Source organism: Microcystis sp. M53603_WE2, assembly GCF_030065435.1.
Genome location: NZ_JASJFF010000694.1, coordinates 1 through 11,936, shown reverse-complemented (window position 1 = coordinate 11,936; position 11,936 = coordinate 1). Strand labels below are relative to the sequence as shown.

Annotated in this window: 4 protein-coding genes; 2 read left to right on the top strand and 2 right to left on the bottom strand. The window is 41.5% G+C overall.

Features of this window, described 5'->3' with window-relative positions:
* Positions 1 to 306: isocitrate/isopropylmalate family dehydrogenase (locus PX481_RS14965; RefSeq protein ID WP_288094869.1), on the top strand; the 306-nt coding region annotated here is incomplete at its 5' end.
* 315 nt (positions 307 to 621) lie between these two features.
* On the opposite strand, the gene PX481_RS14960 is transcribed toward PX481_RS14965, so the two are convergent.
* Both PX481_RS14960 and PX481_RS14955 read right to left on the bottom strand, forming a co-directional pair.
* Entirely contained in the window at positions 622 to 7,608 is a 6,987-nt protein-coding gene (locus PX481_RS14960; RefSeq protein WP_288094867.1) for a Calx-beta domain-containing protein, read from the bottom strand.
* 523 nt (positions 7,609 to 8,131) lie between these two features.
* On the bottom strand, positions 8,132 to 10,852 hold the full coding sequence (locus tag PX481_RS14955; RefSeq protein ID WP_002758654.1) for a valine--tRNA ligase: 2,721 nt from the start codon (positions 10,850 to 10,852) through the stop codon (positions 8,132 to 8,134).
* 346 nt (positions 10,853 to 11,198) lie between these two features.
* Here PX481_RS14955 and PX481_RS14950 point away from each other — a divergent pair, with 346 nt between their 5' ends.
* Positions 11,199 to 11,789, top strand: coding sequence for a Uma2 family endonuclease (locus PX481_RS14950; RefSeq protein ID WP_002758653.1), 591 nt, complete (start codon positions 11,199 to 11,201; stop codon positions 11,787 to 11,789).
* Positions 11,790 to 11,936: the final 147 nt, after the last annotated feature.

Below are 11,936 nucleotides of genomic sequence, written 5' to 3'. Positions count from 1 at the left end.
TTAGGGATGGGACCCGGGGCGAATATTGGCGATACTTGCGCTATTTTTGAGGCAACCCACGGCACAGCCCCTAAACACGCCGGTTTAGACCGAATTAACCCCGGTTCGGTGATTCTTTCTGGGGTGATGATGTTGGAATACATGGGATGGCAAGAAGCGGCCGATTTGATTAAAAAAGGCATCGCAGCAGCGATCGCTAATCGACAAGTTACCTACGATTTAGCTCGTCTGATGGAACCTCCCGTTAATCCTCCCCTGAAATGTTCCGAATTTGCCGATGCGATTATCTCCCATTTTGGGGATTAATTTTCCGGTTAGGGTAGCCTGAAAACTGCCCTATTTTTCGGAAAATACCGTAACTACCGAGGTCTTGACAAAATAGGAAAAAACCAGAACTTCCCCCTTGAGAACTTGAGTTAAAACTTGTAGGATGTTTTGAGTGAGCAGCAAAACGGAATAAAACGGGTTTGGTCGTAATATTTCCTTTGTCTGTTTGTGGCTTTTTTAGGCAAGAGGAGGTAAGGATTGATGATACTCAACCCCTCTGTTTACGAATGATACAGGGGTATAAGATAATTCATAGTTAAAATCAGCAATACCAGAACCCTTTACTTTTTATTATCAAACTCCAACGATAAAATCACCGGCAGTTAAAGCTAATTGTGGGGAGAGGGTAGCCAACTGAATCGCCATAGCTGTAGTGGCACTACCATCGGCATCGAAGAATAAAGCTCCATTGGTGGAATTATAGATAAAACGATGGTCAGCAGTCGTTGCTGTGGTGGCTCCGGCGCCGATGCGGAATTGACTAGAATCGATAGCTGTTCCCACCGTCAATCCACCCCCAAATTGAGACGCAGAAACCACAAGGGTATCATCGATTACTTTGAAATCGGTAATTGAGTCAATGCCGGTACCCGGTGCATTCAAGACAAATTGTTCGAGTCCTGAACCTCCTGTGAGAACATCATTACCATTGCCGCCAACTAGAGTATCATTGCCACTACCGCCTAGCAGGGTATCGTTTCCGTCTAGTCCGGTAAGGGTGTTAGCGGCGTTATTTCCTGTTAGTAGGTTATTGCTGTTATTGCCTGTCCCATCAATAGCTACAGTTCCCGTTAAAGTCAGATTTTCAAAATTAGCGGTGAGAGTATAGGAAGCAAATCCAACTTTGACCGTATCAGTTCCTGCGTTAGCATTTTCTGTGATTGTATCCCCTGCATCAATGGTATAAGCGTCATCACCAGCGCCTCCTTCGAGGGTGTCATTACCGGCTTTTCCATCAAGAGAGTCATTCCCTTCTAACCCAAGAAGAAGATTATTGCCACTATTGCCGTTAAGACTGTTGTTTAGGGTGTTCCCAGTACCGTTAATAGCAGCATTGCCACTGAGGTTGAGGTTTTCTAGGTTGTCTCCCAAAGTATAGGTAAAACTAGCTGTGACAGTATCAGTTCCTTCGTTAAGATTTTCTATCAGGGTATCTCCCCCATCAATGGTGTAGTTATCATTGCCGCTGCCACCCACGAGAGTATCATTACCTAGTCCCCCATTGAGGTTATCGTTACCTGCTAATCCTTCCAGTCGGTTATTGCCGTTATTTCCCGTCAGGCCATTGTTACTGTTATTACCGGTGCCGTCAATATTTCCTGTAGCGAGTAAGGTTAAATTTTCTAGGTTATTAGCGAGAATGTAGCTGAAACCCGCTTTTACGGCATCGGTTCCTTCGTTGGCATTTTCAACAATCGTATCACCGGCATCGATGGTATAAGTATCATTGCCAGCACCACCAACGAGAGTATCGTTACCTGCTTTACCATCGAGATTATCGTTACCTGCTAATCCTTGCAGTAGGTTATTACCGTCATTACCAATTAGGGTGTTATTGAAACCATTTCCCGTGGCATTGAGGTTATCTGTTCCTAACAGGGTGATATTTTCTAGATTGGTTGCTGTTAAGTCGAAATTAATCGAAGTTTGAACGGTATCGGTTCCCTCGTTGGCATTCTCGACAATGACATCGTTAAGGTCATCGATGATATAGGTATCGTTGCCTGCATTTCCAATCAAGCTATCAACACCCGCACCGCCATTGAGGGTATCATTGCCGGCATTACCGATAATTGTGTCGTTACCTGCTAGTCCGCCGAGGCTATCATTGCCACTACCGCCGATGAGTTCGTTGTTGTTGGGATCTCCGTCATCATTGCTAATTGTGCCTGTCACGGTTGCGGTTGTGCCAATCGTATAACTTGTGCCACTGGTGAGGGTAATGCCAATGGTTTCATGGGGTTCAACGATATTATCGGCGGTGGGATTGAGGGTCAGGGTAGCGGTGGATGAGCCGGCTAGAAATGTAATCGAACCTGCTGTTGCACTAAAACTATTCCCCCCGCTACGGGTGTAGTCATTGCTGAAAGTAGCCGTTCCACTGACGTTGAAGTTAACGGTTAAAGAATTAGTTTTGTCTCCAGTGCGAGTGAAGGTATAGATAAGGTTCGGTGAACCGTTTTCATTGACATTACTGGGATTAACCGCTAGACTGACTTGCGGCAATTCTATAGCGGCAGCAATGAAGACAAAAGCCTCCGAGTTCAGTTCTAAACCAGTAAGATTGGCGAAAATAGCGATAAGTTCATCTGGTTCACCCACCGGCTGGTCTAGGTAGAGATGGGTATCGTTATTGACGGTTTCTAGACGATAATAACTCTTGTCGCCGTGCAGTTGTACGATATCTTCGATCGAGCTAAAGTCTTGAATTAGGGCGTAGTCTGTGGCACCATTACTGCTATGATTGCGATCATCGTAGCTCCACCAACTTTCATCACCTAGTATAAAGCGATCGCTGCCTGTTCCTCCCGTCATTGTATCAATTTCATTAAGACCCGGGGTGAGGCTATGGCTATCAACTCCTAAAAGAGTATCATTACCTGCTTGTCCATCGAGGCTATCACTGCCGGTTGTTCCTGCCAAAAAATCTTGATTACTGCCGGTGATTAAGGTTAATCTATCAATGCGATCGTAGGTTACTTGGTTATCAGTGGTGTTGATACTCCCTGAACCATTGCTGTAGGTTGAGGAGACTGGAGTTGTTAGGCTAGAATAGTCTACGATCAGATGGTCGATGCCTTCCCCCCCATCTACCGTATCTATTCCTAAACCAGTGTAGATGACATCGTTGCCTGTACCACCTAAAAGGTTATCATTACCGCCGCGTCCTTCTAGAGTATCATTACCGCCTTGTCCATTGAGGGAATCATTACCATCGTCACCGATGAGGTAGTCGTTACCACCACTTCCGGGTACAATTACGCTTTCTATGCCGGTGATAGTTGCGGGGAAAATGATATTTCCAGAATAACCCGGTGCTATGTCAATGCGATCGTTACCGCCACCGCCGTCAATGATACCAGTATAGGGGCCATAGAAGATAAAGATATCATCCCCATCGCCACCAATAACTGTACCTGTACTACTCAGGTTAATAACACCTAGGTTAAAGCTATCATCTCCCACACCACCATTGAGGGTGTCATCTCCTGCCCCACCATAGAGGGTATCATTACCTGCGCCACCATCGAGACTATCATCGCCGTCACCACCAATGAGGTAATCTGCACCACCGTTGCCAAAGATGGTATCGTTGCCAGAGGTTCCGTAAATAGTATCATTGCCACTGCCACCCTGAACGTTCATTGCTTCGATGTTGGTGTAGGTGACGCTGTTATTAGTAGTGGTGATTGTGCCACTTGTACCCGTATTGGTAGAGGTAATATTGCTGGTTAGGGTAGAGTAATCGAGGAGTAGTAAGTCACTTCCATCGTTACCATTTACGGTGTCGATTCCCAAACCGGGGTTAAGGGTATCATTCCCGATTCCACCCAAGAGATTATCGTTTGCTGCTAGTCCAAAAATCTGGTCATTTCCGCCTAATCCGTCAATGGTATCATTTCCTGGTGTTCCGTAAAGGGTGTCATCTCCTTCGGTGGGGTTGCTGGAAACGTCATTATCAATAATAGTGATTGTGGCTGTACTTGTTCCTAAAACTGCGCCACTGATAGGATTAGACAGATTAAGGGTAAGGGTTTCATTACCTTCATAATTAGAGTCATTATTAATGGGAATGGTGATAGTTTTTTGACTTTCTCCTGCATTAAAAGTTAATGTTCCATTGACAGCAGTATAGTCTTCTCCTGCTTTGGCTGTTCCGTCATTGGTGCTATAATCAACGGTAAAGGTTTGATGACTAATTCCTGTTAATCTGACTGTTACAGTTGCTTGATTTTGGGATTCATTAATGGTTGTGTCAGCGATAGAAATGGTAGATGTTCCATTGAGAACTTCGATAATTCCTTTTAATTGAGGAGGAAAATGAGAAGGCGGATTATTTGGCAAATCATACCATTTTTCGCTAGGACCAGGATCGTAAGGATCGTTAATAATCCCATAGTCCTCATTTCCTACATTATTTGGTTCTGTAACAGACCAATTAACATAAGTAACAGGTTCACCATTAATCCATTTCCAATCTCCTTCTTGTACTGCATCAGTAAATCCTATCCAAAATGATTCATTACTACCAAAAGCATTGACTAAAAACTGATTTTCTGCTGCATCATTAATGGTAACTAAATTCCCTCCCATTGCTTGCGCCTGTACCTGTGCATCTGTCCAAGTTGTCGCCGTAGTTAGATAATAAGTAATCGGAGTATCAACAATAGTTAAAGTAGCAGTTTTTTGTGTTCCTAATGTTGCGCCATTAGTAGGATTACCGAGGGTTAAATTTACGGTTTCGTTACCTTCATAAGCAGTATCTTTGACAATGGGTATAGTGATAGTTTTCTCGGTTTCACCGTCAGCAAATGTTACTGTAATCGATGTATTATTGTAGTCTAATGGTGAGGTTGCCGTACCATTACTAGGAGTCAAGGTAACGCTGACTTGTCCCTGAGTATTAATGCTACGAGTTAAAGTAATTTCGGTGATAGGTGTTCCGTCTTCTTTGACAGAATAATTAGCTTGACTGAAAGCAATTACACTAGAATCAGCATTTGACAAGGGAACATCAACTACAGCATATAAGCCTTGCGTACCAAAGGACTGAACAATCTCAGCATTCGGATTGGTTCCCAGGTTGATGATCGAGTTGCCGTTACCATTGCCTAAAACAGAGACTCCATTAAAAATTGGGTGAGAACTTGTAATGGTTATATTTCCATAAATCTGATTGTAGATTGGTACAAAGCCTAATCCGAAGTGATTCAAAAATGTATTCCATCCAGCCGCCTCTATAGTTGCTGTTGAGCTACGACCTCCAGCAAGATACACTCCTCCACCAGATTCAACAAAATCGATAAGATCAGCATTATCTAAGAAGATGCTCGGAAAAGATTGAGATACAAAAATACCATCATAGTCATTGAAGGGAGTTGAATAATCAGTAGTAACTGTAATTGAATATCCAGCATTTACAAGGGCGGACTCTACTCCTGAAGAAAAGTCATGATTTTGATCAACAAAATGTTCAAACAAAAGCAGATCTTTATCTGAGTCTCCCTCAGTCAAAAAGTTTGCAACATTTACGGCAAATATTGCTTGACTTTGAGTGGCTAAACTTGTACTTAGAGTATTTACGTCATTAGCAACCACAATTCTGATCAGTTGAGAATTAAAATCATTATCTTTAATCGTTAATACTGCCGTGCTTTGTTCCCCAATAATTGCGCCATTGGTCGGATTACTTAAATTTAAATTAACCGTCTCATCCCCTTCAATATCAAAATCATCAATTAGCGGAATCGTGACAATTTTTTGCGTTTCTCCACTGGCAAAATTAACAGTAACTGCACTCTGACTATAATCTTGAGATAGCGTTGCAGTCCCCCCACTTAAATTAAGTGTCGCGCTAACTTCGCCACTAAATCCCCCCGTCCGAATAACGGTTACTTGAACACTGGCTGTACCATTTTCTCGGATACTGTATTCAGGTTGACTCAAGGATAGAACACTACTACCAAAAAATCCTTCTGTCCAAGTCGCGCCGTAAATTGTGCCGTTATTATCATTTCCAGCTAAATCAGTAACAGTATTTCCCGTTCCCTCATTAAACTGCCAATAACCGATTAATCCGCTTTCAGTTCCCGTTAACTGATGATTCATATCTGCTTGAATTTCAGCTTGAGTTCGGGTTTTATTCCAGATACGAACCTCATCAATTTGACCTTGAAAAAAGTCAACAGGTGCGTCAATTGAATAACCAATTAGTATTTTATCTTGCCAAGTAAAATCAGATTGCGCTTTAGTTCCACTGGCAACCAATTGACCATCTATATATAATTTTTCTCCTCCAATAGAAGTGCCAAAAGTATGCGCTACATGATGCCAATTTCCATCAGCTAAATTTATGCCTGTACTACCAATTACTTCATTAGACCAAAGACGAGTATAAAGATTACCTTGATAAAGATAAATTGCTCGGTCATATCCCCCGTCTGCTGACATTATTGAAAATAATCCCACATTCGGGTTAGTGGTTTTAAACCAGAGTTCATGAGTAACTTCTGTTTCAGGTTCATTCAAATTTACTTGAACATAATCATTAACCCCATCAAAAGACAACGCCGCATCTTCAACAATCATCACACTTGCTGTGCCTTGACTGCCAATACTTGCGCCATTTGTAGCATTAGTCAAAGTTAAATTAATTGTTTCTCCTGCATCATTAACCGTGTCAGTTGTAACAGGAATTGATACTGTTTTAGCCGTCTCTCCATTAGCAAAATTAACCACAATGGGAGTATTATCATAATCAGCAGCAGAAACCCCAAGACCATCACTTAAATCAACCGTAACGCTCGCTTCTCCACCTAATCCATCAATCCGATTAATGGTAACTTCTTTAATTCCTATTCCCCCTTCTTTTACAGTAAAATTCGGCTGGCTAAACACAAACGTCCCCGGAGTAAATACCCCAGAAGTAAAAGCTGCTCCACCTAAAATAGTCCCATTATTATCATTTACAGCTAAATCAGTGACAGTATTTCCTGCATTTTCATTAAACTGCCAATATCCCACTAAACCTGTTTCAGTTCCCGTTAACGGATGGGTCATATCTGCTTGAATTTCAGCTTGAGTTCGCGCCTTATTCCAGATACGAACCTCATCCATTTTTCCTGCAAAGGGAGTATAAGCACTAATTTCTTTCCCTATTTTTACGGGTTCAGTATTTTGTAGAGGAATAGCATTTGTATTGATACTCGCATCTAATTGTCCATTGAGATAAAACTTTAAACTAGACCCATCATAGGTCATAGCAATATGATTCCATTGATTTAATATTAAAGAACTTTGACTATTACTATAAATATTATATCCATTCGTTGCGGCAAAAGAAAAATGAACTGTCATCGCATTAGGAGTAATAAACATTCCATAATTTCTTGGCCACCCATCACTCTCTTCTTTGGTAACAAGCGGTTGCCAATCACCTTTAATTTGACCAGGATTTACCCAAGTTTCAATCGTAAAATTCGTCAAACTTAAATTTGAACTATGGGGAATACTTACATAGTCATCAGTCCCATCAAATAATAGAGAATAATCAGTACTCATAATCTACCCCTTCTCTTAGCTGTGATTCCAAGCAAAACCGAGCGGAGATTAGTCGGAAACTAACCTACAAAAATCACCCACACTTTTACCAGATAATTGTGACTAGAACTGTTATAAAAATGTCGAGCTTGACTACATATACCCAGTCAACGAATCGCAAATTAACTTTTTAGCTGTCCTAACACTATTATAGAAATCCTAGGGACAAAAGTTCAGTATAAATACTCAATCGCAACAAAAAGAAATAAACAATATTTTGATTGTTTATTTCAGTAGTCGTGCAAAATTAATTTCCTAGTCGAGACAGGAGACAGATGAACGTAGGTCGGGTTGAAGCATGAAACCCAACGCCCGATTATGTTACGCTACCGCTAACCCATCCTACAAATAATTGTGCCTCCCCACTTATATCAGGGATCAAGAAAAGCCGTCGTTCTACGACGGGGTTTTAAACCCAAATTTTCGATAATCTCGATCGCAGTAGCTTTGCTCTAGGCTACTGGACTTGGTTAGTACAAAATAACTATTGCAGGCGTTTTAAGCGTTCTTGGAGAATTTGGGCTTGTTTTTCGGCCTCCGCTAAAGCTTGCTTCGTTTTTTGGATTAAAGCTTCTGGAGCTTTTTCAACAAAGCTAGGTTTATTCAGGCGATCGCTCAAACTCTTGATTTCCCCTTCTACTTTAGCTAAATTTTTCGCTAATTTCCCGGCCAATACCGATATATCAACCAATCCGGACAGGGGAATGAGGATTTCTACCGTAGCGACAACACCGGCGATCGCTTGATTGACTTCCTCGGTTAATTTGGCCGTCAAAATTAAGTTTTCGATCTTGGCCAGGTCTTTTAAGTACACTTGTCCGCGTTGCAAAATAGCTAATTCTTGGCTGTTTTCTGTCTGTAAAATTGCCGTGATCGTTGCCCCCGGTTTAATCCCTGCTTCGGCCCGCAAATTACGCAACACCCGAATACTTTCAATTAATAACTCAAAAGTATTTTCTAAATCTAGATCGATCAGAGAACTATCAGCTATTGGATAGGTTTCTAAGGCCAAAACCTGCTGATTTTCTTGGGTTAAATGATGCCAAATTTCCTCGGTAATATGGGGCATCAAGGGATGTAATAATTTTAATGTCCCTGCCAAGATAAAAGCCAAAGTTTGCCTAGCTGTAGCACAGGAAACCGATTCTTTATCCTTCCATAAACGAGTTTTCACTAACTCGATATACCAATCACAGAAATCGCGCCAGATAAATTCGTATAGACCTTTTGCCGCTTCCCCCATGCCATAATTTTCTAGATAATCTCTAGTTTTTTGTACTGTTTGATGATAACGAGATAAAATCCAGCGATCAGCTAATTCTAAATTTTCTAAAACTGGTTCTCCCAATTCTTCTGGGGTTTTTCCCTCCAGATTCATCATGACAAAACGGGAAGCATTCCAAATTTTATTGGCAAAATTTCGGGCCGCTTCTACGGATTCCGATTCATCGGTTTTACGGTTGTATTGCAGACTGATATCCTGTCCTGCTCCTGCCACTTCTCGAATTAAGGTATATCGTAAAGCATCGGTTCCATATTTATCAATTAAAATTAGGGGATCGATGCCGTTATTGGCAGATTTAGACATCTTTTTGCCGTTTTCATCCCTAACTAAACCGTGAATATACACATCTTTAAAAGGCATTTGTCCCGTAAAATAGCCCGCCATCATCGTCATTCTTGCCACCCAGAAAAAGATAATATCAAAACCGGTGACGAGGGTTGTCGTGGGATAATAGGTATCTAGATCAAGGGTTTTTTCTGGCCATCCCATAGTCGAAAATGGCCACAATCCCGAGGAAAACCAAGTATCTAAAACATCGGGGTCTTGTTGAATAATTATATCCTCTCCATACTCTTGTTTGGCCTTGGCTAAAGCGGAGGTTTCATCCTGGGCAACGACGAAGGGAGTATGGTTAGTAATTTCGTTGTTAGTTTCACTGATAATATACCAAGCGGGAATTTGATGACCCCACCACAGTTGTCGAGAAATACACCAATCTTTTAGTTTAACTAACCAATCGCGATAAACTTTTGTCCATCTTTCTGGCACAAAACGGGGCGAGTTTTCCTGATCTAAACAGGTTAAAGCTTTTGTGGCTAAAGGTTCGATTTTAACGAACCATTGGGTAGATAAAAGGGGTTCCACGGGAACTTTACCTCGATCGCTATAGGGGACGCTATGGCGATAGGCTTCAATTTTAACTAAAAAGCCATCTTCATCGAGTTTTTTAACGACATTTTTGCGGGCAACAAAACGATCTTGACCTGCGAATATTCCGGCATTTTCGTTTAAACTGCCGTCTAAATTCATGATATTAATAAAGGCTAAATTATGGCGTTTACCCATCTCAAAATCCTTGGGATCGTGGGCCGGCGTAACTTTGACGCAACCGGTACCGAACTCGGGATCCACCAATTCATCGGCAATAATGGGGATTTCTCGCCCCATTATCGGTAAAGTGACGGTTTTGCCGATTAAATGGCGATAACGGCGGTCTTGCGGGTTGACAGCTACACCAGTATCACCGAGCATGGTTTCGGGCCTTGTGGTGGCTACTTGAAGATAACCGCTACCATCGCTAAGAGGATAGCGAAAATACCAGAGATTTCCCTCAATGTCCTTGTTTTCCACCTCTAAATCGGAAACGGCCGACCGGGATTCGGGACACCAGTTAACTAAGTATTGACCGCGATAGATTAATCCGTCCTCATAGAGTTTGATAAAAGCAGTACGGACAGCATGGGAAAGTCCCTCATCCATGGTGAAACGTTCCCGCGTCCAATCGACGGATACCCCCAAGCGTCGCAGTTGATTAACAATGGTACTACCGGACTCCTCTTTCCATTGCCAAGCGCGTTCGAGGAATTTTTCCCTTCCTAGTTGATAACGGTCGGTTTTTTCGGCTTTTAATTGGCGATCGAGTATAGCTTGTACTGCAATACTAGCGTGATCTGTCCCGGGCAGCCAGAGGGTATTTTTGCCGGTCATGCGCTTGTAGCGAACAAGTGTATCAATCAAGGAACTCTCGAAAGCGTGACCCATGTGGAGACTACCGGTAACATTGGGAGGGGGGATGACTATACAGTAGGTTTCGCCGCCTTTTTCGGGGTTTGCTGTAAATATCTCTTGATTTTCCCAATATTGCTGCCATTTCGTTTCTGTGATCTTGGGATCGTATTGCTTCGATAGTTCCGAGGTCATGATGGGGGGATTCTACAATTCTTAGTTCTTTGTCAATTGTCCCACATTTGGGAGAGATCAAATTCTGGTTTAGTTGCTGGCTAAAAATTTTCAAGAGTCTTATTAAGATAGCTGTTATCTTTTGCTGGGGTAAATATAGCTAATTTCTGGTAACTTTTTTGTATCTCACCAGTATAATAATTGCTATAATCAATTGAGAGAGCTAATCAATAAGTGGGTAGGTATTAAAAACTTTCAGATGCCCCCCTATTAAGGGTAGGGTTGATTCATGAATCAACCCTACTTAATAAGGGGGGATCGAACCTAAAATAAATTTTTAATTTAATTATAACCAGCTACTTAAATTATGACCATAGCAACAGATAAAAGTACCTATAGCTTTGCCGAATATTTACAACTAGAGGAAACGGCAGCCTATAAAAATGAGTATCAAGACGGGGAAATCGTACCGATGACAGGAGGCACTACCGATCATAATAAAATTGCTCTCAATTTTGCCGCTTATTTAAAATTTGCCCTCAAAGAACAGAAATATAATATTTTTATCGGTGATGTGAAATTATGGATAGCGCAATATCGTCAAGCAACCTATCCCGATGTGATGCTAATTGAGGGTGAACCGATTTATTATGAAACTGGCAAGACAACTGTTACCAATCCCAGATTAATAGTAGAAGTCCTCTCAAAATCAACTCAAAATTATGACCAGGGCGATAAATTTCTTTATTATCGTTCGCTGCCAGAATTGCAAGAATATATTCTCATTAGTCAAAGTCGTCCATATATCATGCAGTATAACAAAACTGAGGAAAATAAATGGTTATTAACGGAATACGAGGGTGAAAATGCCAGTTTATCTTTAACTTCTGTCAATTTTGCTCTCAGTTTTCAGGAAATTTACGAAGGAGTTACTTTTAATATAAGTAGCTGGTTATAATTAAATTTAAAATGGATTTTAGGTTCGATCCCCCCTTAGTCCTAGGGTTGATTCATAGTAGGGTTGATTCATAGTAGGGTTGATTCATGAATCAACCCTACCTTAATAAGGGTGGTGTCTGATAATTTTTAACGCCTACCTACTTAG